At 70.5% G+C, this 25,939-nt stretch carries 22 protein-coding genes and 2 pseudogenes; 4 read left to right on the top strand and 20 right to left on the bottom strand.

The window, feature by feature from the left end; genetic code table 11:
• Nucleotides 1–20: 20 nt before the first annotated feature.
• From AB0G56_RS28340 to AB0G56_RS28305, 8 genes are all read right to left on the bottom strand, one after another.
• Nucleotides 21–875: an alpha/beta hydrolase gene (locus AB0G56_RS28340; protein ID WP_360974354.1), complete on the bottom strand. Its 855-nt coding sequence runs from the start codon at nt 873–875 to the stop codon at nt 21–23.
• A gap of 118 nt (nt 876–993) precedes the next feature.
• Nucleotides 994–1,470 carry a helix-turn-helix domain-containing protein gene (locus AB0G56_RS28335; RefSeq protein WP_360974351.1) on the bottom strand — a complete coding sequence of 159 codons (477 nt, stop codon included), beginning with the start codon at nt 1,468–1,470 and terminating at the stop codon, nt 994–996.
• A gap of 335 nt (nt 1,471–1,805) precedes the next feature.
• Nucleotides 1,806–2,231 carry an HIT domain-containing protein gene (locus AB0G56_RS28330; RefSeq protein ID WP_360974348.1) on the bottom strand — a complete coding sequence of 142 codons (426 nt, stop codon included), beginning with the start codon at nt 2,229–2,231 and terminating at the stop codon, nt 1,806–1,808.
• Nucleotides 2,200–2,649, bottom strand: coding sequence for a hypothetical protein (locus tag AB0G56_RS28325; RefSeq protein WP_360974345.1), 450 nt, complete (start codon nt 2,647–2,649; stop codon nt 2,200–2,202). The genes AB0G56_RS28330 and AB0G56_RS28325 overlap by 32 nt, the downstream gene beginning before the upstream one ends.
• Before the next feature lie 5 nt (nt 2,650–2,654).
• A complete protein-coding gene (locus AB0G56_RS28320) occupies nt 2,655–2,918 on the bottom strand; it encodes a hypothetical protein (protein ID WP_360974342.1) in 264 nt (87 codons plus the stop codon).
• A gap of 761 nt (nt 2,919–3,679) precedes the next feature.
• Nucleotides 3,680–4,429, bottom strand: a complete 750-nt coding sequence (locus AB0G56_RS28315) for a sulfite exporter TauE/SafE family protein (RefSeq protein ID WP_360974339.1) — start codon at nt 4,427–4,429, stop codon at nt 3,680–3,682.
• 145 nt (nt 4,430–4,574) lie between these two features.
• Entirely contained in the window at nt 4,575–5,939 is a 1,365-nt protein-coding gene (locus AB0G56_RS28310; RefSeq protein WP_360974336.1) for an MBL fold metallo-hydrolase, read from the bottom strand.
• A 189-nt stretch (nt 5,940–6,128) separates the two neighbouring features.
• A complete protein-coding gene (locus AB0G56_RS28305; RefSeq protein WP_360974333.1) occupies nt 6,129–6,824 on the bottom strand; it encodes a rhodanese-like domain-containing protein in 696 nt (231 codons plus the stop codon).
• A gap of 226 nt (nt 6,825–7,050) precedes the next feature.
• Between AB0G56_RS28305 and AB0G56_RS28300 the strand changes: the two genes are divergently transcribed.
• Nucleotides 7,051–7,446, top strand: a complete 396-nt coding sequence (locus tag AB0G56_RS28300) for a hypothetical protein (protein ID WP_360974331.1) — start codon at nt 7,051–7,053, stop codon at nt 7,444–7,446.
• Nucleotides 7,447–7,800: 354 nt separating this feature from the next.
• Here the strand turns inward: AB0G56_RS28300 and AB0G56_RS28295 are convergent.
• Together AB0G56_RS28295 and AB0G56_RS28290 are read right to left on the bottom strand one after the other, a co-directional pair.
• A pseudogene (locus AB0G56_RS28295) lies at nt 7,801–8,211 on the bottom strand (AAA family ATPase); the annotation flags it as partial.
• Between the two features lie 20 nt (nt 8,212–8,231).
• Nucleotides 8,232–9,041: a DUF6042 family protein gene (locus AB0G56_RS28290; protein WP_360974328.1), complete on the bottom strand. Its 810-nt coding sequence runs from the start codon at nt 9,039–9,041 to the stop codon at nt 8,232–8,234.
• A 341-nt stretch (nt 9,042–9,382) separates the two neighbouring features.
• On the opposite strand from AB0G56_RS28290, the gene AB0G56_RS28285 reads away from it, so the two are divergent.
• On the top strand, nt 9,383–9,523 hold the full coding sequence (locus tag AB0G56_RS28285; RefSeq protein ID WP_360974325.1) for a hypothetical protein: 141 nt from the start codon (nt 9,383–9,385) through the stop codon (nt 9,521–9,523).
• Between the two features lie 11 nt (nt 9,524–9,534).
• On the opposite strand, the gene AB0G56_RS28280 is transcribed toward AB0G56_RS28285, so the two are convergent.
• Both AB0G56_RS28280 and AB0G56_RS28275 read right to left on the bottom strand, forming a co-directional pair.
• Nucleotides 9,535–9,861, bottom strand: coding sequence for a DUF5958 family protein (locus tag AB0G56_RS28280; RefSeq protein ID WP_360974322.1), 327 nt, complete (start codon nt 9,859–9,861; stop codon nt 9,535–9,537).
• Entirely contained in the window at nt 9,852–10,661 is an 810-nt protein-coding gene (locus AB0G56_RS28275) for a DUF4253 domain-containing protein (protein ID WP_360974319.1), read from the bottom strand. The genes AB0G56_RS28280 and AB0G56_RS28275 overlap by 10 nt, the downstream gene beginning before the upstream one ends.
• A 258-nt stretch (nt 10,662–10,919) precedes the next feature.
• On the opposite strand from AB0G56_RS28275, the pseudogene AB0G56_RS28270 reads away from it, so the two are divergent.
• Nucleotides 10,920–11,176, top strand: a pseudogene (locus AB0G56_RS28270) (S24 family peptidase); the annotation flags it as partial.
• A 736-nt stretch (nt 11,177–11,912) separates the two neighbouring features.
• Here AB0G56_RS28270 and AB0G56_RS28265 read toward each other — a convergent pair.
• The 7 genes from AB0G56_RS28265 to AB0G56_RS28235 form a co-directional block, all read right to left on the bottom strand.
• Nucleotides 11,913–12,887: an MBL fold metallo-hydrolase gene (locus AB0G56_RS28265; RefSeq protein ID WP_360974316.1), complete on the bottom strand. Its 975-nt coding sequence runs from the start codon at nt 12,885–12,887 to the stop codon at nt 11,913–11,915.
• Between the two features lie 126 nt (nt 12,888–13,013).
• A complete protein-coding gene (locus AB0G56_RS28260) occupies nt 13,014–14,582 on the bottom strand; it encodes an FAD-dependent oxidoreductase (RefSeq protein ID WP_360974313.1) in 1,569 nt (522 codons plus the stop codon).
• Nucleotides 14,583–14,638: 56 nt separating this feature from the next.
• On the bottom strand, nt 14,639–15,337 hold the full coding sequence (locus AB0G56_RS28255; RefSeq protein WP_360974310.1) for a TetR/AcrR family transcriptional regulator C-terminal domain-containing protein: 699 nt from the start codon (nt 15,335–15,337) through the stop codon (nt 14,639–14,641).
• A gap of 645 nt (nt 15,338–15,982) precedes the next feature.
• A complete protein-coding gene (locus AB0G56_RS28250; protein WP_360974307.1) occupies nt 15,983–18,160 on the bottom strand; it encodes an alpha/beta fold hydrolase in 2,178 nt (725 codons plus the stop codon).
• Nucleotides 18,161–18,672: 512 nt separating this feature from the next.
• Nucleotides 18,673–20,457 carry an N-acetylglutaminylglutamine amidotransferase gene (locus AB0G56_RS28245; protein ID WP_360974305.1) on the bottom strand — a complete coding sequence of 595 codons (1,785 nt, stop codon included), beginning with the start codon at nt 20,455–20,457 and terminating at the stop codon, nt 18,673–18,675.
• Nucleotides 20,458–20,675: 218 nt separating this feature from the next.
• Nucleotides 20,676–21,839, bottom strand: coding sequence for a YbdK family carboxylate-amine ligase (locus tag AB0G56_RS28240; RefSeq protein ID WP_360974302.1), 1,164 nt, complete (start codon nt 21,837–21,839; stop codon nt 20,676–20,678).
• 1,024 nt (nt 21,840–22,863) lie between these two features.
• A complete protein-coding gene (locus AB0G56_RS28235; RefSeq protein ID WP_360974299.1) occupies nt 22,864–24,084 on the bottom strand; it encodes an MFS transporter in 1,221 nt (406 codons plus the stop codon).
• Between the two features lie 54 nt (nt 24,085–24,138).
• Here AB0G56_RS28235 and AB0G56_RS28230 point away from each other — a divergent pair, with 54 nt between their 5' ends.
• A complete protein-coding gene (locus tag AB0G56_RS28230) occupies nt 24,139–24,906 on the top strand; it encodes a helix-turn-helix transcriptional regulator (RefSeq protein ID WP_360974296.1) in 768 nt (255 codons plus the stop codon).
• A 384-nt stretch (nt 24,907–25,290) separates the two neighbouring features.
• Here the strand turns inward: AB0G56_RS28230 and AB0G56_RS28225 are convergent, their stop codons facing one another.
• The gene (locus tag AB0G56_RS28225; RefSeq protein WP_360974293.1) at nt 25,291–25,776 is read right to left on the bottom strand and encodes a DoxX family protein; all 486 of its coding nucleotides are present in this window, start codon (nt 25,774–25,776) and stop codon (nt 25,291–25,293) included.
• Nucleotides 25,777–25,939 lie beyond the last annotated feature (163 nt).

Raw genomic sequence — 25,939 nt, 5'->3', positions numbered from 1 at the left:
CGTAGTCCACTCCGTCGTGGTCAGGCCGCGGTGGGCAGGGCGGCGAGAAAAGCGTCGATCTCGGCGTTGACCGAAGCGGGATTCTCACGCGCGGCGAGGTGGGCGGTGTGCTTGAGGACGCGGAAGGCGCTGTCCGGGATGGCGTCGGCCATCTTCCGGACCACGTGCACGGGGAACTGGCTGTCCTCCTCGCCGGCGATGATCAGCACGGGCACGCCCTTGATGGTGTTCAGGCGGCGGTGTTCGTCCTTGCGGCCGATCAGGATGCTGCGTAGTGCCCATGCCACGGACTTCGGGTCGTCACGGAGCACGACCTTGGTGAACTCGACGAACTCGGGGTTCGAGGCCTCCGCACTCGGCCCGGCGAACGCGCGGCGCGCGGCCTTGGCGGCAAGCGCGGGCATCGTCGAGTTCAGCGACAGGAACGCGGCCAGAGCGGTGGCCCAGATGCTCTCGAACGTCGTGGGCAGCGAGGCGGTGCAGTTGATGCCGACCGCGGCCGCGGACCGCTCCGGGTGGTAGGCCGGGAAGACGCCGGCGAGCATGCCGCCCCAGCTGTTGCCGACCAGCACACACTTGCCGATGCCGAGCGCGTCGAGGATCTCGACGAGGACGGTGGAGCAGTCCTTCAGGTCGATGATCTTCCGCAGCGCGTCGGACTTGCCGTGTCCGGGGCTGTCGACGAGCACGACGCGGTGCGTCGGGGCGAAGTGCTCGTACTGGTACTCCCACATGGTGCCGTCCATCATCAGGCTCGGCCAGAACACCATGGGCCGACCGTCGGCGCGGCCGCCGACGCGCACGTTGATCAGGCCCAGTGACGTGGGGATCAGCCTCTCGGCGATGCCTTCGAGCCGGTTCGGGGTGGTCGGCATGATCGTCCTCCCAGCAGTCGGAGCGCGGCGCGACTCGGCCGCTAGCTAGTAGCATATTCGCACTAGTCCTGAAACGCTACTAGAGCTCCTATGGCCTGATCACGTCCGATCCGGACGGTCAGCCGGCGCTCGCCGTGTCCGCGTCACCCTGCTCGACCGGCAGGGGGCGCAGGGTCGACGCCTCGACCGGCTGGTGGCAGTTGCTGCATGCGAGGTAGGGATTGGTCGGACTGTCACACACTGTGTGCAGGAACCGGTGGCGCGTGCCGTCACCGTCGCCCGCATGAACCTCGGCCCAGCGTGTGACGGCCGCGATGGCGGGGACGACGAGCTCCCGGGCGCTGTCCGTGAGCTGGTACTCGTACCACGGCTTGTCCTGGCGGTATGCGCGCTTGGTGAGCAGGCCCAGGTCGATCAGGGTGTTGAGTCGCGTGGTCAAAATGTTCGCCGAGATACCCAGCGCCCGTTTGAGTTCGCCGAATCGGCCGACACCGAAGAACACTTCGCGCAGGATCTGGTAGTTCCAGCGCTCCGAGATGGCGGCCAGGAACTCCTGGCCGTGCCTGAAGGTCACGTGGTTCTCGCTGCCGGACATGGCACTCCCTGCACGGGTAGGGGTAAATCAGTACTAGTTTGTTTCCAATACTAGTTCCGGCGTGGGGGCCTTGCACGTCCGGGCGCTGTCTCGACCCGACGAGCGTGCAAGTCCCGGTTCACGCGGCACTGGACAAGAGCGCCTGCGCCGACCGCCTCGCCATAGACTGCCGCCCACTTCGTGATGATCTTCCGTCACATGCCCGCTCAACCCGTAAGGCACCGGGAGGGCCCAGCGGGAGGCCCGCCGCCTCCCCCTTGGCCTCATCGGCCCCGTACCCGCCGCAGACCCGCGTGGGGCGCCCGTGAGCAGCGGGTGCACTCCGGTGTCCTGGCTCAGCTTCTGGGGCGCTTCTCAGTGGCCAGTGCGTGGGCGAGTCGTGTGGCTGGGTCACCGGCGCACCGATGCTGGGACTGCCCGGTCGGCCAGGTGGAGATGCCGTCGTCCGGCCACCGCGGAACGACGTGGAAGTGCAGATGAGGCACCGACTGCTCCGATCCTGGCCCACTCGCGTTGAGGACGTTCACGCCGGTTGCGTTCAACGCGGAGCGCATGGCGTGTGCCAGTCGCTGGACCAGTTCGACGGTCTCGTCCAGTGCCTCGGCGGGAGTGTCGAAGACATCGGCGTAGTGAGACGCCGGTATCACCAGGGTGTGCCCTGGAGCGAGAGGGTTGAGGGGGGCGAACGCGCAGGTGGACGGCTCGCGGGCCACCCACTGGGCGCTGTCTTCACGGATGAGCTGGCAGAAGGGGCACGACATGCCGATGACATTGCCACATGCCGGCAGAGCGCCCGGCACCCCGCGGTTCGCGGTCGCCGATCGGGGGCGAACAGCTCTCCGGGCGCCCTTTCAGCCCGTGCCCTCCAGCCGCGCGGCGTGTGCGAGCCCTCACCGGCCTGATCGGCCGCTTCCTGGCCGCCCGACGTGTCGCTGAGCAGCGGGGAGCGGCGAGCGGCGAGCTAGACAGCATCATCACGGCCGTCCCCGCCGCCGCGGCACACGCGACCGCCAGCAGGATGAACAGGCCGCCGCGCACCTCCTCATGGAAGACCAGCACGCCCCAGAGGATGCCGATCACCGGGTCGGCCGTGGTCAGGGCGGACTGGAAGACCAGCAGGCCGCCCTCGTCCATCGCCGACTGCAGCAGGAACATCGCGCACGCACCGATCGCGATCACGGACCTCAGCTCCCAGCCGGTGACACAGCGGCCAGGCCGTGACAATAGGTGTTCGTCACTGCCTTGATCAGTGCGGCGGTCAGACCGAAGGCGCATACCGTCGTCACTCCCCAGAAGGGCGGCCCGGCGGGTGCCCGGCACCCGCGCGCCCAGAGGACACCGGCCCCGATCAGCAGCACGTCGGTTCCCCCGCCGATCAGCCAGGCGGCCCCGGAGACCCACGAGGACATGCCGTGACCGGGCCCCAGCGCCAGCAGCAGCCCGGCCACGCCCGCGGCCATGACCGCCGAGGCCGCCCACTCGCGGCGGCCCAGCCGGCTCCCGAAGCAGAACCCGGAAGAGGATCATGCGACCTCCGCTCCACCGCCCTGGCCGCCCGGGGGCGGGGCAGTCGACTGGCTCGCCGCGCCGTCCCTGGCCGCCCCACCGCTGCGCTGCGCTCCTCGCCCCAGTCGGCGGAGGCTGCGTGGCACTGGCGCCCACGGTGCCCTACGAGGTCAGCCACCGATACCTGGACGGCACCATGGTGCTGGGAACCACCTGCACCACGCGCGACGGCGAGGCCCGGATCACCGACGCCCTGAACTTGGGAGCGCTCGGTCAGCTGCCGTGGACGGAACGCGGCTCGCACACCTTGCGTGTGCGGATCCGCGCCATGTCCTGGAGGGCTAGCGATGGAACCGCACCGAGTGGTCTTCGGTGGTGGATGCACGTGGATGGGCACGGTCCCGTTGACTGGTCCGTGAACCTGGCTTCAGGGACTCCACGAAGCAGGGTGCAGCTCAGCGGCGATCTCTCCCCGCTTGTCTTGCGGGTACAGGTCCTCCACATCCAGGCACAGCACCTCATCCGCCCGGGCCGCACTTTCGTACCTGGTTCCAGAACGTCTCCTCCCGCAGTTGAGCGACCAGCCGCCACCGGGCCTCGTAACTGGTCCTGGGCCAGTTACGAGGCGGAGGGCGGCAGACGGCCGGGACCACCGAGCGGGTGCGGGCCCGTCAGGAGAAGTCGCCGCCGGCCTGAGCTGCCGTCACGTCACGGCGTCGGCAGCCATGAAGACGGCCACGGCCAGCAGGACCAGCGCGAAAATGCGCTGCAGGCGGGACCCGGAGACCTTCGCGGCCATGCGCTTGCCGTCCCAGGCGCCCAGGATCGCGCTTCCGGTGAACGGTCCGATCACCGACCAGTCGAGCGAGACGGCGACGCCGGATCGAGTGGCCAGCGAAGCCAGTGAGTTGGCCGTGATGATCAGCAGGCTGGTGCCGACTGCGGCTTCCATCTCGAAGGCCAGGACGGTGACCAGGGCGGGGACGGCGAGGAAGCCGCCACCCACACCGAGCAGTCCGGTCAGCGCGCCCAGGCCGGCACCGGCCCCGGCTGCCTTGCCCGGCCGTACGTCGCCGCTCCCAGGGCGGGCGGTGTGAGCAGGCCGGAGCATCTGGACAGCGGCAAGGACGGCTGTCGCGGCGAAGGCGACGGTGAGGACCGCTTGGGGTAGGTGGGCGGCGGCGGCTCCAGCAGCGGCCGCCGGAAGAATCCCGGCGGCTGCGAACGCGGCTCCGGCCTTCCACCGCACCTGCCCGGCCCGGGCGTGCGCGTACAGGGCGGTCACAGACGTGGCGGTGACGATGATCAGGCTGGCGGTGGTGGCCGCGGCGGGAGTGAAGCCGAGCAGGTAGATCAGCGCGGGCACCGCCAGGACGCTGCCGCCGCCGCCGAGGGCGCCGAGCGTCAGGCCGACGACGGCTCCTGCGATCAGGGCCAGGATCAGAGCGGTCACGCTATTCGCCCGCCGTGTTCGCTGCCGCCGGCCACCGGCGGCCCGGTCCCGGTGACGCGGGGGTGGGCCTGTTCGGGACCGATGCGGCCAGGACCGTGGCGGGAGAGGAACATCGCATGCCTTCTGTTCAGGTGGAGCCCAGGATTCATGGCCGGGTGACAGTGAGGCCCGCGTCGGCGGCGGCCTCGAAGCCGTCATCGATGGCGGTGACCTTTCGTCCGGTCGCGTCCAGGAGGGAAGCGGCGATCGCCGCGCGCATCCCGCCGGCGCAGTGCACCCACACCGTGCCGTCCGGCACGTCGCCGACCCGGTCGTGCAGCTCGTGGAGCGGGATGTGCACGGAGCCCTCGATAAAGCCGTTCACGCGTTCGGACTTTCGGCGCACATCCAGTACGACTACGTCCTCGCCGCGCTCATGTGCCGCGGTGAGGTCGGCGAAGTCGGCGCGGGGGAAGGAGACGAGCTGTTCCCCCTCAGGGACCCAGGCGGCTGGATCGCCGGTGGCGGCGGCAGCCGGGCGGTCGATGCCGACCCGGGTCAGCTCACGCTGCGCGTCGGCAATCTGCGCCGGGGTGTCGCCGAGCAGGGTGACCGGCTTGCCCCACGGGATCAGCCAGGCCAGATAGGTGGCCAGCTTGCCCGTGGCCTCGAAGTTGAACGATCCGGCCACATGGCCGTCGGCGAAGGCGACCCGGCTGCGCAGGTCCACCACCCACTCACCCGCCGCCAGCCGTTCGGCGATCTGTGCGGCGTCAGCGGGCTGGGGCGGGGTCAGGTCGACGGGCCCGGGGCCGGCGGCGTTGGCCGGGCCCATGTGCGTGTAGTAGGCGGGCACGTCTTCCAGCCCGGCCAGGACCCGCTTCACGAAGGTGTCCACATCCAGGGTGAGAGCGTCGTTTCTGATGCGTTCGTTGCCGATCGTGGTCGCATCGCCCTCGGCCTGGGAGGAGGAGCAGAAGCTGCCGAAGCCGTGCGTGGGGAGCACGGGCACCTCATCGTCGAGCATTGCCGCCAGCCGGTGGGCGGAGGCGTGCTGCGCGCGGGCCAGGCGCTCCGTCAGTCGCGGGTCCACCAGGTCCGGACGCCCCACGGAGCCGATCAGCAGCGAGCCGCCGGTGAAGACCGCCACCGCATGTCCGTCCTCCTCCAGCGCGTACGAGGTGTGGTGCGGGGTGTGGCCCGGTGTTGCTATCGCCCGCAGCACCAGGTGATCGTCCACCGCTGACGTGTCGCCGTCCGTGACGGGCGTGCGGGAGAAGGAGACGTTGGCGTGGGCCGGGACCAGGTAGCGGGCGCCGGTGAGGCGGGCCAGTTCCAGCCCGCCGGTGACGTAGTCGTTGTGCAAGTGCGTCTCCGCCACGTAGGCGATGCGCACCCCTCGCCGGGCGGCGGCGGCGATCACCTGGTCGACGTCCCGCGGCGGATCGACCACGACCGCCGCTCTCGGACCGCCGGCCAGGTAACTGCGATTGCCCAGCCCCTCGAACTCCAGGGTATCGACAAAAAACACGGATGACTCCTTTCCGGGGCGGTGCTTACTTCCGGGAAATTCCCGTCCCGGGGAACCGCCGCTGTTTGCGCAAACGATCACCGCCTGGAACGACGGTGGGAAATTTCCTGAGGGTGTGAGGCGGATGGCGTGCCGGCCGGCCTCATGCCGACAGGCGTATGCGACGGCCATCCACTGGTTCTGCTTTCGTCAGTCCTCAAGCACCGCGGATTGGGCGCGGTCTCCGTTGTTCACCGCATCCTCGCGGTCGGGGAAGACGACCGGCAGCCCTGCCGCTTCCCATGCCTCAAGGCCGCCTGCCACGCTGTAGACAGAGGATCGGCCTGCGCGGATCGCCTGCGCGCCGCCCTGCATGCTGCGGGCGCCCGTGCGGCATACGAAGACCAGCGGGCCGTCAGGCAAATGCGACAGCGAGGCCGGCAACGTGCTGAGCGCGGCGTGGACGGCGCCGGCCGGGTGACGCGCCGCCCATTCATCGTCTTCGCGGACATCGACCAGCGTGAGTTCACCGTCCGCGACGCGGCGACGAGCCTCGGCAGGAGACAGGGCAGTCGGTGTGTGACCGCCGCCGGGGCCCTGCCCCTGCTGGGCGGCGGGCAGGACCGTCCGAATCGCCTCGTAGTTCGAGGCATGGGCGACGGCTATCTGCTGTCCCAGCATCGGGCAGACGTTCATCGCCTCTTCCCAGTGAGCAGTGGACTCCCATTCCGCTACGTTGACGAGAAGGAACTTGCTCCCCGGGACGATCGTGCGGAACATATACGTCCGGACGAAACCAGGTTGAGCGGCCATCACGTCCGCGGCGCCCTGCCAGGCATCGAGATAAGCACTTACCTTCTCCTCGTCGATCTCAATCGGAATGATCACGACATGGCGATTTTCCATCTATCGCTCCTCTATCTGCAAGGCAATTATGAATTCTGACGTACTGCTCGAGCCCGAGAGATTTCAGGCGAATGAGGGAACACGGCCGAGCCCGAGAGGTACCGGCTTTTACTTGTGAGCCAGCACTTTCTGGATACACTCTGCGCACACATGCCCACGTGCGGCAAAGAGGATTGCTGAACCGGCAAATCGATCGGTGCGATCCGATACGCCGTCAGCGGCTCCGATGGCCACCACCGGCGGCCGGATGCTGGGGGCGGGCGGTGCGCCCTCACAGACTCTCGCCACGGCGCCCGCAGCGGTGCGCGCCGTGCTGAAGCGCGCGGCCCGCGCCCAGCAGACCCTTACCTGGGCCGCCCTGAAAGGACAGCTGGACACCGCCTGGCCGGATATGACGGACCAGGAACGGCAGCGCCTGACCGCCCTGGTGGACGCGGCGACGCGGCCGGATGAACCGCTGCTCTCCAGCATCCTCGCGGCCGGCGATCCACAGCTGGCCGAGGCGTACCGGCTGCCCGCGAACCTCCTTGGCGGCTGCCTGCCCGCAGACGATCGCGAAGTACTGCGAGAGGTGATCGACGCCGACGTACGTCACACGCACGCGTACCGGCGCCGCCGGTGAGCGATGCAAGCGCGGTCAGGAGGTGGTGGCGCTGTGGGCCTGCTGGGGCAGGTCGCCCCGGTCGGCGTGGACAGGACGCGTTGAGCCGCGCGTGGCGGCGCCGGTGGGCGGCTCGACCAAGCGCTTTCGGTGTTGCAGTCTCCCCCGCGATGCTCACCGCAGTCGTCGGGGCCGCAGCCGATCACTCGCCGGTGACCGATGACCGGCGAATACGTCCGCTGAAGCACGGACACCCCACCGTACCGTCGGCGACGGTGCCGTCGTGGAGAAGCCCCGTCCCGGCAACCAGCAGGTCCGGCCCACTGTCCGGATGTTCTTCTGCCATCTCTCCGGCCCGCGGCTACGCGTCGCCTACCACTCGCGCAGGTGGTCCTCGGTGGGGTGCTTGAGGTACTCGGCATCGGGTTTCGTCGCGTGCCGCAGCACCGTCTCGGCGTAGGGCACGTGGAGGTAGTAGCAGCGGGAGACGCCTCGGTGGGCGCGCACCAGGTTCCGGAGCATCGTGGCGTAGCGGTCGGCGTACAGGATGCCCTCCACGACGACGTGGAAACCGTTGTCCAGGGCGTAGCGGGCCGTCAGGTCGATCAGGCCGATGCTCGCGGCGCCGTGGCGGTCGCGTTCGCGCAGCACGGTGCGGCGCAGGTTGTCCTGACCTACGATCGCGAGGTTGCGGCCGAACTTCCCGCGCAGCCCGGCCGCGACGGACGAATTCCCCGACGCGCTTTTGCCCCGGACCACGATCAGGCGCGTGTCTTCCGTTCCCACCGCGTGCGGCACTGTCTGTGTCACGCGTCGTCGCCCTGAATACTCAGCTGCACCCGGTGCTCGTGGAAGTGGTCCCAGTTCATGACCAGGCGGAAGCGCTGGTGCGCCTCCAGGCGTTCCGCGTCGGCCGGCTCCTGGCCACGCTGCACGCGGGCGTCCCCGGAGGCCACGAGTTCGGTGAGGGCGATGCGGACGTCGTCCGCATCCTGGCTGGTGGCGGCCGCCAGTCGGTCCAGGGAAGTGAGGATCTCCTGCGGTTCGCCCAGATCGTCGACCAAGTGGCTGATGAGCCCGTCGACGAGCGGGCCGGTGCGCATCATCCAGCGGATGCCATCGAGCCGCTGGGTGAGGTGGACGTCCAGGTGCAGCAGGTCACCAGGCAACGGCAGCGCGGCGGGCATCGACCACCGGGTGCCGTCCGGTGTCTCCTCGCAGCGGGCCAGGCCCCACGCCAGGTAGAGCCCGGACAGGTCCCGCACGGTCTTGGGCACCGGGTAGCCGGCCGCCGTGAGCATGGCACCGAACTTCTCCCAGCGGTTCGCCTCGTTCGCTTCGCGTCCCTCCGGCGCCTCCTCGTAGTCCCATTCCTCGCCGGGCGACGAGAAGGTGAGCGCGCCATCGAGATCGCCGCCGATCATGCCCCAGTGGCCGTCGAAGATCTCCTGCAGGAGATCGTCGAGGGAGCCGGTGAAACCGGGCTGGCTCGCGGTCGCGATCAGCATCGTCAACGGGAATCCCTGGCAGGGCAGGACGTGCTCCCAGCCCGAAGCCCACCAGTCGTTGTGCATCGCCAGGTCCCGGCGCGGTCCGGGCACAGACGGGTTATCCATCCGCAGCTCTTCCTCGAGGAACGGTCAAACGCTCGCAGCGTACGCGCTGTGGTGCGCGAGGCGATATCGCGCGTGCCCGAACCAGGCTTGATGCTGGAACGCAACAGCAGCGACGCCGCCAGTAGCAACTGGGTCAGCCCTCCAGCAGCCACTCGCCGCCTGAGCACGGCGACCACCGGCGCAGGCGGACGCTGTTGCCGCTGCGATGGCGGGGGAAGACGACCACCCTCGCCTGGCGGGAGCGTGCCAGCCCGAAGGCTGTCAGCGGCGGGTGACGGTGCAGCCCGCGTTGTTGACGGCGCGGGTCCACACGTCGCGGTCGAACCACTTGCTGATGGCGCGTGGACCGAGTCGTCGACGAGGCACGCCACAGCGACGACCCCATCCGGCTGATGCTGCTCTTCGGCCTGTCCAACCTCTCCGTCCCGCACCACGTCCTGTCGGCACACCCGGACAAGAAGAAGGACGCCATCGCCCCATGAAGCCCGTCCGGTCAGAGCGGGCAGGTTGGGTTCACAGCGGACAGCCTGTGCCACCAGTGACGGCATCCCTCGGCGCAGTAGCGCTCGCGGCGCCGTGCATCGGCGATTTCGAGTCCCTCGATCAGCAGCCGGGACACCTTGCGGCGCTCGTCGAGCGGGGCGAGGTTGGCGATCTTCCCCAGTTGCTCGTTGATCCTGCCGCGCGTGATCAGCACCGCCGGCGTGTGCGTCGGACGCAGACCGGGGGTGCTGACGTGCTGCGTTTCGCGGATGGGAGAGATTGCTGCTTGTCGAGGGGGGAATTGTTTCCGGCGCTGTGTCCTGCGGTTCAGTCCCACCAGAATTCCCAGCAGTTGAGCTCGATGAGGCTCTCTGCGTAGGAGGCCAGGTCCGGGTGGGGGCCCTGCCAGATGTTGTCGGGGCAGAAGGCGAAGTGCTCGGCGGCGACGGCCAGGGCGTCTTCGAGGCGACTCGGGGGTGCGGCGACGCTGAGGTGCAGGGTGCTGAATCCGACGCCGACGACACGCACACCGAATCGGTCTTCCCAATCGCGGACGACGGCAGCGAAGGTTCCGGTGTCGTTGTCGTAGTTGGCGGGCCCCATCCAGCCGGCCACGGCCAGGGCGTCGGCGCCGCGGGGTGCGGCGACGAGTCCGAGGCGCGCGTGCGGATTCTGCGTCACGAAGGCTCGCGCGTACTGCTCGGCGATCTCGTCGGCATGAGGCGAGGGTGTCGGTGAGGGTGCTCGGCCGGGCCAGGCCTGGCCGAAGGGGGCGGTGACGGCCAGGCGCTCGTCGGCGGTTAGCTGGTCATCATCTTCGTCAATGCTGCTGTAGTCCTGCCACCAACGGGCAAGAAGATCCTCGGCGCTGTGGCCTGCAGGCGACGACATCCGCTCGGGCCACAGTTCGCCACAGCCCCAGGGGCGGAAGTCCGCATGATGCGGGTCCAGGGCGTCGAGCAGGAGCGGCCAGAGTCCAGAGGTGACGTGTTCGGCCCGCAGCCCAGGCCACAGATCGGCTGCGGCGGGGGCGTGGCTCAGCCATAGCGGCTGCAAGCCGCCGTCGCCTTCATCCGAGGTGACCATGCGGCCGGACGACAGTGCTATGCCGTGGGGCAGACGGGATTCGAGGTTCACGAGCGGATGCTAAGTCCTGGGTCTGACACCCGAGGACGGCGTGATGGCTGCGACGGCCGAGGGTGTTGCAGTTGATTCCGTTTTGGTCATGAGAGCTGCTGGTCGGCATGGATTACCTGACCGCTGACACGGTGCTCTTCACCGAAGAAGTAAGCCCCGGTGCTGGACCGGTGCGCACCCCCGGGGCCCGCGAACCCACCTCAGACCGCACGCGATCCGGTGCAGTCTGCCGTCGATTCCCGGCCTGAATACGCAAGGATTCGGCGCACTTGTCGGTTTCTGGTCAAAGGTGATTCGATGATCAAGGCGCACATCATGGACGGCGCCACGGTCGCGGTCCGCGCCCAGCCAGTCGCCGAGAACGGCGAGATCGTCGCGGCCGTGATCGACGGTGAGGCACCGGTCAAGCGGGAGGGCTCGACGTGTGGCTCATGCCGGAGAAAGACGCCTTCGCACCGATCTGCGGCGAGGCGGCGTCCATCCTCGGCAAGGTCGTAGCGGTCATGCGCAGCTTGTATGGGCAGTCAGTGGTCTCGGCAGGCCGTGAGCGGTCGACTGCCGTGGCACTCCTGTTACTCACTGGAGGTGGGGAACGTATGAGCGACGACGCGACGCCGGACGTGACGTGAGAAGAGAGCGCGGCCAGCTGGCGGCTGGACGAACTGGTCGAGGGCCGGATGCGGAGGTGCCGCTGGAGGCCTGCTCGTGGGGCGGGCGGCCGGGTCAGGCAGCGCGAGTTGCTCAGCGCGGTGCCGCGCTGACCTCTTCTCCCACCGGGCTGTGCGAGCAGTGCCTGTCGCCGGGCTCGACCGGCGACCTTCAATGCCGCGGCTGACCTCGCTGCACCGGGACGCGCTGGCCCCGGTGACCGAGCACGGGGCGTTGCCAGCCTTCGACCTGTCTAGGTCCCGCCCTTGCCCGCTTTCCCTCCCCCGCCTGACCACGGCGCCCCGACGCCCGGAATCTGCTGTTCGACCTGAAGGAGCGTTTCGTCCTGCTGGGTGTGTTCGGCGGCAGGATACGGCCCACCGGGAGCCTGGCCAGAAGGACCGCTCGGACGGGACGCTGGGGCGGCTGCTACCGGCGTACACCGAGCGGCTGCCGGCGGAGCAGTAGGGGCGGGCTGATCCGATACACGTCCACCCGCGAGCCGTCATCAACTGAGAAACGCTTGAGCGCCCCGCCGTCCGGGGCGGGGCGCTCACGGTCTGACCCCGCCGCCGGCATCCCTCGCGGCGGGGCCCGACTGTGTTACTGCGCCGTCGGCTCCATGACGGAGGCGCGTTGCCATGCGATGCGGGCGGCGGACTCGGTCACGGCGACCAGGTCGGGCGCGGCAGTGTCACCGTCGAGGTGGCGCCATTCGGCGGCGAGGGTGATGGCCAGCCGCTCGGGCAGGCCCATGCCGGGGTAGCGACCCTCGTTCAGAAGAATCTGCGCCGCCTCCACGGGCGTCTTGCCCTGGCCGTGCAGGAGGAGGGCGTGGTCGGAGAGGCCGTCGAGGTAGGCGATGTGCTCCCGCAGGCCGTCCTGGTCGAGGAGGGGGCCGTGGCCGGGGACGATCCACTCGGGGTCGAGGCCGAGGATGCGCTCGCAGGCGGTGGAGACGGCCTCCAGAGGACCCGCCCAGTGGGAGGGGTGGTCGCCGTTGAAGACGATGTCACCAGCGAACACGACGTGCTGCTCGGGGAGATGGACGATGAGGTCGCCGACGGTGTGGGCCGGGCCGACTTCGTAGAGTTCCACGGGGATGTCGCCGACGGTCAGGTCCAGACGGCCGTCGAAGGTCCGAGTCGGCGGAACGACCTGTATGCCGGAGAAGTCGAATATGCCGAAGTGCTTGCGGAAATACCAGCCGAGCGGCGTTCCCGGGTCCGTGTTCTCGGCGAGCGCGCGCAACTGCTGCGGCGTCGGCTCGTGACACAGATGGTCGAGGCTGCTGCGCGTCGCGATGACATCGGCGCCCGGGAGGCACTGAAGGCCCCAGGTGTGGTCACCATTGCCGTGGGTGGTCACGACCGTGTCGAAGCCGGCGCCCGGAGCGGCCTGCCTGGCGGCTTCCAGGAACGCCCGGGTGAGCGCCGGCGTGTACGGGGTGTCGATCACGAGTGCGTCCGTACCGGAGGTGACGAGGCCGCAATTCGCAAAGCCCCAGGCGTTTTCGACGCCGGGAGTCCACACGTGGACGGCAGGGGCTACCTGATGCAGGGAGGAGAGAGAGCTCATGATCGAGCATTGTCGTACGCCCCGATGAAGACCCGGCGCCCGCCCCCTGCGAAGCGGGAACCGGCGCGGTGACTGCTGCGGTGGGAAGCGCAACACGAACAGGCGCGCGCCCGGGCGGTGAGTTCATCACGACGTGTCAACCACCACGACCCCAGACCCGATGATCTCTGAAGACGGACCCTGATTGTGTGGCGCGCCGAACCACTGGGCGGCTGCCTGCTCGAACGTGTCGCGATTCGGGGCGGGCGCGCCCGCCCAGGCCACGACGCCGTCGGGCCGAATCAGTGCGGCCCCCAGCCCGAGATCGTTGCGCGCCGGGCCGGCCGCGTAGCGGATCCGACCCTTGGTCGCGACCTGCAGCACGCGGTCGGTGCTGAAGTCGAGCACGACTCCCTGCCCGTGGCGCAGCAGTTCGCCGAGGCGGGTGCCGTCCCCGAAGCGGAAGTCCGGGGCGCTGCAGCCGATGAAGGGCTGTTCGCTGCCCAGGTCGTAGCGGTTGAACAGCCCCGATGTCTTTCGGTACACGTGGGTCGTTCCGTCGGTGGTGCGCATCAGATCGTGGACGAGTTGACGCAGCGCGGGGGCGTTGGGGCCCGGCTTCATGGTCGCGACCTGGGCGCGGGACCAGTCGAGCACAGCGGCGCCGACGGGGTGCCGCTCGGTGGTGTAGGTGTCGAGCAGGCCCTCGGGCGCCCAGCCGCGTACCGTGGCGGCGAGCTTCCAGCCGAGGTCGACGGCGTCGCCGATGCCGAGGTCGAGGCCCTGGCCGCCCAGGGGCGAGTGGATGTGTGCCGCGTCGCCGGCGAGCAGCACCCGGCCCTCGCGATACGTCGTCGTCTGCATCGCGCGGTCGGTGACGCTGGAGGCGAGACGGACCTCGCTCAGCGTCACGTCGGTGCCGCTGATGCGGCGCAGAACCGTCTGGAGGTGTTCGCGGGTCAGCGGCTGGGAGCGGTCGAAGGTGCCGCCGTCGAAGTCCATCATGCCCAGGTGCCCTTCGAGGGGTGTACGCAGATACATGCCGTTCGGCGTCAGATTGAACCCGAGCGGCAGCTGGTCGGGGTCGGCGAAGGTGACGTCGGCGGCGTAGCCGGTGAACAGCGGCTCGGTGCCCACGAATTCGAAGCCGGCGAGCCGGCGTACGGCGCTACGCCCGCCGTCGCAGCCCACCGACCAGCGCCCCTGGTACTCCTGGCCGCCTGCCGTGACGAGAACGGATGCGACGTCCTGCGCCACGCCCGAGACGGGAGCATTCCGGATGATCTCGACTCCGAGCGCGGTGGCCCGCTCGCACAGTACCGATCCGGCCGCTTCCAGGCTCGTCATGAAACCCTCCGTCGCCGGGCTGGGCAGCCGGGGCGGGAGGGCGGATGTGTCGATGCCGGCCGCGGCGAGCGTCATGCCCGCGAAATGGATCAGCTCACGAGGGTCGGGCGCCTCGGCCGCTTCCGGATCCGCGCCCACCTTCCGCGGGTCGACTCCCGAAGCCCGCGCCATCGCTTCCAGGAGGCCGCGGCGGTAGAACGTCTCGGCCGACCCGGCGTTCAGACCCCGCAGCCCGAGCGGGAGCACCTTCAGGGACGAGGTGGGTTCCGGGTCCCTCTCCAGGACCAGAACCGAGCAGCCGGACAGGGCCAGTTCGCCGGCCAGGAACAGACCGACCGGGCCGCCGCCCGCGATCACGGCGTCATGCATGCGAGGTGCCCTTTCGAGAAACGAACGATCGGGGTCACCCGGCCGGGTCGGCCGGGTCAGCGCAGATGCGTGAGACCGTCGAGGATGACGGCGATGCCGGTGAGGAACTGCTCGCGGTCGTCGTGCTCTCTCATCTGGCCGGCGATGGCATGCATGAACGGGTGAGCCTCCGGGTCGAGCCCCTGCCATGCCGTCGACGCCGCGTCGAAGAACTCGTCGCGATCCCCGTCGGGGTCGGTCGCTGAGGTGTCCCCCTCGAGGCGGGCGTTCTGGCTGACGGCTCCGAGGATGTAGTGCACGAGCATCGAGGCCGCGTCGAACCAGGAGACTCGCGGCACGCCCAGGGCGCCCATCTGCCCGCCGATCCGCTCGAAGATCCCCACCGTCACCGGGCCGACCGGATTCCGGATGATCTGGAGGGTCAGCCGCGTGGCGAGCCACCGGTGTGCGGCGATCGCATCGAACAGCGCCAGCGCCACGACACGGATCTCGCCCCCGGGCGTGGCCGCGGCCCCGGCGGGCCGGGTCGCCAGCGCCGTGCCGATCACGGTTTCCGTCGCCATGTCGAGCAAGTCGTCACGGGTGCCCACGTGGTAGTAGATCGCCCCGGAACCGGTGGACAGTCGTTCGGTCAGCGCACGGATGGTCAGCGTGCTCTCGCCGCCCGCATCGAGCATCTCGACCGCAGTGTCGATTATCTGCTCCCGGGAGAGCACCTGGTTGCGCCGCTGTGGTCTGCGTGCTCGCGTCGTCATACCCCGATGATGTTTTTGGTACAGCAATCCAAATTGGTGCGCCGTTCCAACTCCTCAATCGCAACAGTGCAACAGTGCTCCAACGCGTTTCGGCTGCCGGCGCCGGCCGCAGGAGCAAGGGGGCGTCATGCACCACGTCGCGATCACCGGAGCAAGGGCCCGTAAGACAGGAAGCGGGAAGATCGCAACGACAAGCGGCCGATCCCGACCAGGTGAGCCCGTACGTGATGGCGATCGCCGCGACTGCGCACCCGCCAGGGCCGTGCGTTCAGGTCAGCTCCGACGGAAACCCGCACCTCGTGCACGACTGACGCTCACCAACAGGTGGTTCCGCCCATCGTTCGTCCGCGACTTGGCACACCTCGGCGCCGCGCAACTGAACGGTGAGCAGCCGGACTCCGGCACCACCGGCGGCCGGCAGGTGCTGTCCGTATACGAGCGGGTGCTGCGGCTCGACCCAGAACCGTTCACGGGGCCCGCTGCCGGACCTCGCCACCACCCAGGACCTCGATAACCTCCTTGCTGAAGTTCCCGCAGTCCCAGCGGCTGGGGCCAGCCTGCGGGAGGCGAACGGGCGGCGGCCCCCGCGTCGAACCCCTCCTCAGCGTCAACGGCTCCGGCACAGAATGGGCGACGGCCCCGACGTCAGCCGGTCAGGTGACGCTGGATCCAGTCGGCGGCGGCTCTGCGGAAGGCGCGGCGGTTGTCCGCCCGCCGGAAGTCGTGGCCCTCGTCGTGCAGGACGAGCAGTTCGGCCTCCACTCCGCGTTCCCGGGCCGCCCGTACGAACTGCTCGGACTCGCCCGGTGGCACGTTGGTGTCGTGCTCGCCATGCACGGCCAGCACCGGCACGCGCAGCGCGTCGATGCGGCTCATCGGCGACAGCGCGTGCAGCAGTTCCCGGTCCCGCACCGGGTGCCCGTATTTGTGTGCGGCCGACTGCGCCAGCCATGGTTCGGTGCCGGCGAAGAACGTCGCGAAGCTCGACATGCCGCACACCGGGACTCCGGTACGGAACAGCTCCGGATGCCACACGAGGGAGGCCATCGCCAGGTAGCCGCCGTAGGAGTGGCCCATCACGGCCAGTCGGATGGGGTCGGCCAGGCCCTCCACGATGACGTGCGCGGCGCAGTCGGCGACATCGTCGATCGCGGCGAACCGGCCCCTGCCGAGATCCGCGTCGACGAAGGAGCGGCCGTGACCGGAGGAGCCCCGCACATCGGGGGCGAAGACGTCCAGTCCCCGGCCCAGCAACTCATGGTAGAGCGGCTCGAATACGGGACGCTCCTGTTCCTCCGGGCCACCGTGCAGATGCAGGACACAGGGCGCGGGCTCCCTCGGCGAGCGGCCCGGCGCCCGGTAGTACCAGCCGCCCAGACCCAGTCCGTCCCGAGCGCGGGGGCGCATCGGCACCGGCCGCACGGGGCGGTGGACGCCGGGGGCCACGACTTCCTCGTCACGCGAGGACCACGGGGTGCGTAGCGCGGCGCCCTGGGGCAGCCACCACACACCGGGCCGGCGCAGCGATCCCGACAGCGCCACCACGGGCGCGTCCGGGTCCGCGGTGACGGCCACCCGGGTGACCACCTCGTGCGGGAGCGGCACTGCACGGGACCGGTCGAGGGCCGTTCCAGGCGCCAGCAAGGTCACCTCCAGCTCGCTGACGCCGCGCACGTTCCAGGACAGCACCGCGCCACAGCCGTCGCGGTCCAAGGTCAGCAACTCCAGGCCGCTGCCGTCGCGTTGGGCTGCCACCGTCAGACCGAGCCGTCCTCCCCACGGGTCGAGGGCGACGGCGTACAGGGCGGCGTGCTCGCGTTCGTGGTCGCTGCGCAGCCACAGTGTGCGGGCGTCCGGCGCGAACGCGCCGACCCACGGGTCGCCGTCGGCGACCGGCACCGCGCAGGTGACCCGCTGGTCCCGGATGCGCACGACCAGGGCCTCCCGCCTGGCCCGCGGCCCTCGACGCACCAGCGCCAGCCGCCCGTCCCTGCTGACGTCGCACACGCGCAGGGTGGCGGCCTCCTGTTCACTCGCCACCAGTACGGGGGCGGCCGAGCCGTCGGGGTCGACGAGGTACGCCGACAGCGTCCTGGGCCCGGACTCGGCCGCGGCCGCATCGTGGTCCGCGGCGGCGGAGACGGTGCCGACGTGACCGGTCGGCGGCTCGGGGACGGACGGTGCGCCCAGGAGGGTGGCGCGACCGTCCCGCACGGTCCAGCCCTCCGGATGGACCGTCTCGGCAGCGCCGAGGACGGGCGAGAGGGCGCCCGCGCCGGGACCGACCGCACCGCTCTGCTCGATGCTTCCGGAGCCCACCTCCACTCCGGCCGGTGGAAGGCGAGCGGGGGCCTCGGCGACCGTCACGGCGAGCGCGGAACCGTCGCGCGCCCAGCAGCCGAGGTACGCCGAGCTCCCCGGCTCGCCGCCCGCCAGGACCCGCCGACCCGTGCCGTCGGGGCGCACACACAGCACACGCGTGTGCCCGCTGCCTCCCGGTGCGATCGTGTAGGCGATCCACCGTCCGTCGGGCGACCAGGCGACCTCGGTCACCGGATTCGGTTCCGCGTCCAGCAGGTGCACGTCGTCACCGTCGACCGGCCCCTCCCACAGCTGCGGCACCCCGCCCCGGTCGCAGATGAACGCGACATGCCGCCCGGCCGGATCCACCGAGGGATACCAGCAACCGTGCGAGACGAGTACCCGGGGAACGCCGTCGAGCGACACGGCGGCATCCGGTACGACCAGGGCCTCCGGCGCGGCCCGTGCCTCGCCGGGCCCCGTATGCCCGGAAAGCTCATCGGCGGTCGCCGAGTGCTCCATGCCGGGCCCTGACAGGTCCGCCTGCCCCCCGTGGGCGTGCGGTCGGCCCTGCCGTGGCGACGGGGTCCCTGTCCGGTCCACCCCTTGCTCCGCCCGCCCCGGACGTCGCGGGTCGGCCTCAGGCACGGGCCGGCCGTTCCACACGGGGGCCGCGGGGGCCGCTCCGTCGTCGGCCCGGTCGCTTCCCACGGACCCCGTCTCGTCCTCGGGAGCCCGTACTCCGGGGGCGGGGCCTGCGGTGTCCGTGCCGCGGGTACGGCCGAGTCGTGCTCGGGCCGCCGTACTCCGGGTCCGGCCGGCCCCTCCGGTTGCCGGCCGGGGCAGGCGCTCGGCATCGGTCGCGCCCTCCGGTCGGCCGCGCTCGGAGCGGTCCGCCATGTCCTCCCGTGTGGCATCCGCCGCGCTACCGGACTGGTCGGGGGGCGGGCGCAGGGGCGCGTCGCCCGGCGGGCCGGCCCGTACGCCCTCCCCCACGTCCCCGGCCGGGCGTGGTGGGAAGGAGGGGGCGCCGGTCAGCGGATTCCGTGGGTCTGCAGCCATATTTCCAGCAAGGCGGCCTGCCACAGCGCGTTCGCCCCGCGCTTGGTGCGGTGGACGTCGGGCGCGGCAAGCAGTTCGTCGACGCAGCTTTGGCGGTACAGCCCGCGGGTCCGCGCCTCGGGGGCGCCGAGGGCCTCGCGGACGCGTTGCAGCACCGGCGCGGCCATGTGCTTGATCGCCGGGACGGGGAAGTAGCCCTTGGGCCGGTCGCCGACCTCCCGAGGCAGGACCTGGCGGCTCGCCGCCTTCAGGACGCCCTTCCCGCCGTTCGCCAGCTTGAGTTCGGGTGGGCATGCGGCGGCCAGCTCGACCAGTTCGTGGTCGAGGAACGGCACGCGGGCCTCCAGACCCCAGTCCATGGTCATGTTGTCGACCCGTTTGACCGGGTCGTCGACCATCATCACGTGTGTGTCCAAGCGCAGATCGGCGTCCAGGGCGGTCTCGGCGCCCGGTGCGGCCATGTGCGCCCGCACGAAGTCGCCGGAGACGTCGTGGCCGGGCAGCACCGAGGGGTCCAACATGCGCGCGAGGTCGGCGTGCGGACGATCGAAATACGTCTCGGCGTACGCGTCGGCCGCCCGGTGGCGGGGCACGCGCGCCATCTGCGGGTACCAGTGGTAGCCGGCGAAGACCTCGTCGGCGCCCTGACCGCTCTGCACGACCTTGACCTCCTTGGCCACCTGTTCGGACAGGAGATGGAAGGCGACCACGTCGTGGCTGGTCATGGGCTCGCTCATGGCCTGGACGGCTCCTTCCAGGGCCTGCGAGACCCGGTCGGAGGGAACCATCAGCTGGTGGTGGTCGGTGCCGAAGCGCCGCGCCACCAGGTCGGAGTAGTGGAACTCGTCGCCCTCCTCCCCTCCCTCGGCCTCGAAGCCGACGCTGAAGGTGGCCAGGTCGCGCTGCCCCTCGTCGGCCAGCAGCGCCACGATGAGACTGGAGTCCAGGCCGCCCGACAGCAGCACGCCCACCGGTACGTCGGCGACCATCCGGCGCCGCACCGCTGTGCGCAGCGCATCCAGGACCGCTTCCGTCCAGTCCTGCGGGGTCAGGCCGGCGTGCTCGGGACGGCGCGTGTAGACCGGCTGCCAATAGCAGTGGTCGCGGTACGTGCCGTCCGCCTCGACGACACGTACGGTGGCCGGCGGCAGCTTGCGCACACCGTTGAGTACGGTGCGGGGCGCGGGCACGGTCGCGTGCCAGCTGAAGTAGTGGTGCAGCGCAGCGGGGTCGAGGGAGGTGTCCACCCCGCCGGCCGCCAGCAGTGCGGGCAGCGAGGAGGCGAACCGCAGCCGTCCGGGCGACTCGACCAGGTACAGCGGCTTGATGCCGAGCCGGTCGCGGGCCAGGACCACCCTGCCGCTCGCCTGCTCGACGATCACGAAGGCGAACATGCCGACGAAGCGTTCGACGCACGAGGCGCCCCACTCCAGGTACGCCTTCAGCACCACCTCGGTGTCGGATTCGGAGAAGAACCGGTGGCCCTGGGAGGCCAGCTCGTGGCGCAGTTCACGGTAGTTGTAGACGCATCCGTTGAACACGCCGACGAGCCGCGCCCGGGGGTCGGCCATCGGCTGCGCTCCGCTGTCCGTCAGGTCGATGATCTTCAGCCGCCGGTGGCCGAGTGCGGCGGGCCCCTGCGACCACAGCCCGCGGCCGTCGGGGCCACGGGGAGCGAGCCGGTCGGTCATGCGTTCGACGGCAGCGAGGTCCGGCTGCCCGCCGTCGAACCTGGCCTCGCCGCTGAGCCCGCACATCAGGCGGTCACCCCCCGCACGGCAGCCGGATCGGCCGCCGCGGGGTGTCTGCCGTGCGTGACGGACGCGCGGGCAGGCCGGGCGGCCGGGAGTGGGCGGTCGTCGGTGATGGTGGAGGCGGGGACGTGGGACATGGTGCTGACCACTCTCCTGGGGCGGTCGTCAGACACCGGCGGTGCCTGACGAAATGTGGGACGGAGGGACATGGGATCGACCCGTCAGAATCCGGCGCCTCCGGCGACCGGGCTGAGGTGGGGCGCCCGGGCGGGACGGGCCGCCGCGCCTCCGTGTGGACGACCTGCTCCGCGGGTCCCGGCGATCAGCAGGTCGACACCGGCGAACAGGTCATCGCGCCCGACCGCCCGCCGCAGCCGGTGCGCGGCGCTGCCATCGGCCAGGGCCCAGGTGAGCAGTTCGTGCACGTTCTCCCAGTCACCGGATGCCTCCAGAGCGGGGCGCAGCCGGGCCGCCATGTCGCGCAGCACACCGTGGGCGGGGGCGGCGCGCCTCGTGACCGGGTCGACCAGCACGCCTTCCAGGCCGGAACGGGCGGCTCGCCAGCTCGCGGCCCGGAGCCACTCGTGGTGGCCGTCGCACCGGCCGGCTTCCCCGCGGGCCAGCCGGTCGCACGCGTCCCGGACCAGCGCCCGGAAGAGTCCCGCGACCAGCACGACCGTCTCCACCCGCGGACAGGCGTCGCAGATCCGCAACTCCAGCGTGCGCTGGTGAGCGGCGGGCCGCACATCCTGATACGCCATGCCCGCGTCGCTGATGACGCCCGAGCCGATCAGCCCCTCAAGCGCCCGGTCGTACGCGGCGGCGTCGGCATAGCAGCCCGGTGGCCCGGCGGTGGGCCAGCGCTGCCACAGCATGGTCCGCCAGCTCGCGTAGCCGGTGTCCTCGCCGAGCCAGAACGGCGAGCTGGCGGACAGCGCGAGCAGTGGCGGCAGCCACGGCGAGACGAGGCACATGGCGCGTACGGCGGTGTCCCGGTCGGGTATGTCGACGTGCACCTGCGCGCTGCAGATGAGCTGCTCGTCGGCGACCCTGCGGTACTCGTCGGCCATGTGCCGGTATCGACGCCCGGAAGTGACTTCACGTGGGTTCAACCGGGCCAGCGGCACGGTGCCGGCGGCCACCGTGACCAGGCCGAGCGAGGCGGCCGAGGCGTCCAGCAATCGCCGTGACCGGACAAGGTCCGCGAGGAGGGCGTCGAGCGTGTCGTGCACCGCGCTGTTGCTCTCCACGGCCGACCGCTGAAGTTCGGTGGTGAATCCGGGCCTGTGCAGCCGGTCCAGTACGGCGCGGGCGCGTGGCACCAGCCGGCCGCTCTCCACGTCCAGCACGTGGAACTCTTCCTCTGCCCCGATGCGCAGCGTCACGTCACGTTCCCCTTGCCTGGGTGATCACTGGGCCTTCGCTTACTCGTCCGGCTGGTGAATGGCGCGGCTCCGAGTACCCAGGCCGTGGCGTTCACAAGCGCCTCGCCGTACTCAGGCCAGGCGATCCCCGACGTGGCGCACAGGGATCGCAGGAGATGGGCGCGCCCGGTCGGCGACGAGCCGGGGAGCGTGCGGCCGGTGCCGCGGCGCGACGATCAGGGCGTGGAGTTCGGAGGGTGAGTCGGGTCCGCAGCCGCCCGGGCGGGCCTCGGCGGCCCACCAGGTTTCGGTGTGCCCGTCGCGCACATGGCGCTCCACGGGTGTCCAGTCGCCGGGACGCCTGGCATCACCCCAGGTCAGGGCGTGAGCCGCGTCGATGGTGCGTGTGCGGCTGGTCTGCCGGGGCCCAGGTGTCACGGTGCGGCTTGGGTGCGACCACGTAGGCCCGGGTCGGCCTCGCGCAGTGCGAGGTACCAGTCGTCGCTGACGCAGTAGGCGCAGTCGTCGACCACCGCCCGGCAGCCGAAGCCCGCCTCCTTCCCGCGGGCCGCGAGGACAGGAAGAACTGCAGCCGCTGCACCGCCGGCATCGCCGCAGCCGCCACCGGTTCGGCCCCCGCCAGGCGCGTGATCGTCTTGTTCCGCTCCCGCGGCGCCGGCAATCCGGTCAGGTACTCGCGGAAACCTCGCCGCTGGGCCAGGCTGAAGAAGAGGTCGTCGAACCTGGCCGCGCACTCCTCCAACGGCCCCGGCCCAGGCGGACACGGACGGCGAGCGGTCATCTTCGGACCCAGGAAAGCGAGTTGACTCCTCCCACCGGCCCACGACCAAACCCGACCTGCCGTCAACCCACAGCACAACCACCGGATTCGTCGAACTACCGGTGACTTCGCGGCGTTGGGCCGAAGCCGCGCACCCCGCGTTCAGGACCAGGGGTCAAGGCCCGCTCACCGCCTCAGCGACCGTCGCGAAGCTCGGCGGTGTTCCTGGGGACACCACAGGTGCCGTCCGGTGCCTGGTCGGAGTCAGGTGGTCGCGGCGGGCGGGGGCTTGACGGCTTCTGGTTCGGGGAGGGCCGGCTCGCGCAGCGCGGTGGAGAGCAGGATCGCGAGGACCGGCACGGTGGCGAGAACCATGAGCGTGCCCCGGGGGCCGTAGTGGGCGGCGACGAGGCCCAGCAGCGGCATGAACAGTCCACCGGCGCTCACCGCGAGACCGAGGGTGACACCGGCAGCGGTCCCGGGCCTGCCGGGCAGGTAGTCCTGGCCGAGCTTGATGAGCACGGCGAAGGGGATGTTCGAGATCAGACCGACCAGCAACGCCAGCGGCAGCGCGAAATACCTGTCGTCACACATCAGCATGAGCCACAGGGCGGGCAGCATGGCGGCGTTGCCGATCTGCACCGTGCGGACCATGCCGACGCGGTCGGCCAGTCGGCCGCCGAGCAGGGTGCCGAGCACGCCGCCGCCGAGTTCGAGGGTCAGGGCGATGCCGCCGAGGCCGCTGCTCGCCTCCAGGTGACGGATCCAGTACAGGGAGATGAACGTGTTGAGTCCGGTCGAGATGGTGGAGCGCACGATCTCGACGGCGGTCAGTGCCGCGAACAGACCGGGCCGGTCCTTCCCCTCGCGCTGCATCTTCTTGACCGCCGTACCGGCGGTGCGGTTGTGATGCCGCAGCAGGAAGAAGCCCATGAGCACGGCCGGCGGGATGAACAGCGCGGTCGCGCTCATCCCGAGTCTGTCCAGGGCGGGCGTGACGAGCGCCGGGGCTACGAAGAAGCCGACGCTGCCGCCGGCGGCGAAGTAGCTCATCGCGGTGGCACTGCCACCGGCCGCACGGCGCGCATCACGTCCCGCGGGCGGATGGAACAGGGCGATGCCCACGCCCGCCATCAGCAGGAGTGCGAACACCAGCGGATAGGACGGGACGAGCCCCGACAGCCCAGCCCCGGTCCCTGCCAGGCCGATACCCAGGGGCGACATCCACTGCAGCCGGTACCGGTCGGCCAGCAGCCCGATCGGCACCTGCGGCAAGGCACTGCCCAGCGTCGCGGCCAGAGCCAGCCCCGACGCCTGCACATAGCTGAAATCTCGCAGCAGCACGAAGTACGGGACGGCCGCGGGTACCAGGCCCTGGTAGAAGTCGTCGACGGCGTGGGCACTGGCCCAGATCCGCATCCGGCGCCAGTGCTCCTGGGGGCCACCGGCCTCACGAGGAGCGCTTGTTTCCTGGATCGATGTCACCCGTCAACGATGGACAGCAGCACCCCGTGCGCGCTTCCCGTATTCTGCCTGTCCATGTCGCAGATCCGCCACACGCCTGTTGCGGCGACCAGCACCCAGTTCCGCGAGGGCGGCGACACCATCGACCGCCATCGCCACGACGACCACCAGCTCATCTACGTCAGCTCCGGGGTACTCGCGATCACCACGGAACACGGATCCTGGATCGCCTCCAACGACCGGGCCCTGTGGGTCCCCGCCGACACCTGGCACGAACACCGGTTCTACGGGCCGAGCCGGTTTCACACCGTAGGCTTTCCCGCCCACGGCAGGGCTCCCCTCCTCGACACCGAGCAGCCGACGGTCATCGCGGTGGACGCCCTGGTCCGCGAACTCCTCATCGCCCTGACCGGGACCACCCTCACACCGGCCGAGACCCGGCGCATCGAAGCAGTGCTCCGCGACCGGCTGCGCCGCGTCACAGCTCAGCCCGTCGCCCTGCCGGTTGCCCGGGACCAACGGCTTGCCGACGCCTGCCGCCTCGCCGAAGACGACCTGCGCCGGCCTTGCACCCTTGCGCAACTCGCCGCCCGGGTCCACACCGGTGAACGCACTCTTTCGCGTCTGTTCCGCGACGAGTTCGGCATGACCTACCCTCAGTGGCGCACTCGGGTTCGCGTCTTCACCGCGATGGTCATGCTCGCCGAGGGTGTCACCGTCACCGACACCGCCCACGCCTGCGGCTGGGCGACCACCAGCGCGTTCGTCCACACCTTCGCCCAGGCCATGGGCACCACCCCCGGGTCCTACCGTGCGGGCGTACGCAAGTCGGCAGACCAATAGCTCGCGCGGAGGGGGCTGCGGGCTGCGGGCTGCGGGCTGCGGGCTGCAGGCGGACAACGACGCGGCCGAGAAGGGCGGAACGCGGCGGGCCGACGGGCGAGGTGCCTGCCGGAGCCGTCTCAGGCCAGTACCTCCCGAAGCCAGGACCCTCCGCACGGCTGGTGGCGCGGGCGATCTCGTGCTGACCGCCGCAGAGATCACCGACCGACTCACCGCGGCCACCTCGGCACCGGGCGACGAGGAGGAGCGGACGGACATCGCCTGATCCCGTACCAGGCCGAAGGGGGAAGGTCGTGGACGAGGTGTTGACCGCGTCAGCGGCCGGGGGGAAGGCGTCGAGCCGGCCGGACGCGGCTTCGCGAGGCGGGTGGTCGCTTCGTATTGCTAAAGACTGAGGGTGATCGCCGCGGCGATGCCGGCCAGGCCGAGGGCGAAGGCCGCCTCCTTCCAGCCGCCCTTGCCCCAGCGGAAGGGGCGGTCGGCGGCCAGTCGGCCCGGGCCGATGGCGGTTACGGCCAGCGCGACGACGGCGATGCACACGCTGTATTCCACGCCGCCGTTCGTGTCCCACAGGCCGTGACCGCCGGTGACCGTGACCATCGCGTTGATCATGACGCCGATCAGGGCGGCGGCCGCCAGCGGTGTCAGCAGCCCCAGGGCCAGACCGAGGCCACCGAGCAACTCGGACATGCCACCGACCACGGCGAAGAGGTTGCCCGGGTGGTATCCCAGGGCCGCGAACCCCTTGCCGGTCGCCGTCAGACCCGGGCCCCCGAAGAGCCCGAAGACTTTCTGCGCCCCGTGCCCGGCCATCAGCAGGCCGAAGGTCAGCCGGATGAGCAGCAGCCCGGCGTCGGCGGCGGCCGTCATCGGCGCGGTGGTGGGAGCGGACCGGTCCCTCGGTGCCGTGGACGGGACAGGAGAGTTCAGAATGCGTTTGGTCAACATGGCGGTACTCCGGTAGGAACGCCAAAACGGGCGTCTTTCCCCAGCTCGACCCGGAGGTCGAGCACCGGTTGACGGGTGTGTCCCG

Origin of the sequence: Streptomyces sp. NPDC021356, assembly GCF_040641015.1 — a bacterium.
GTDB lineage: Bacteria > Actinomycetota > Actinomycetes > Streptomycetales > Streptomycetaceae > Streptomyces.
This window is presented reverse-complemented; position numbering and strand designations above follow the sequence as displayed.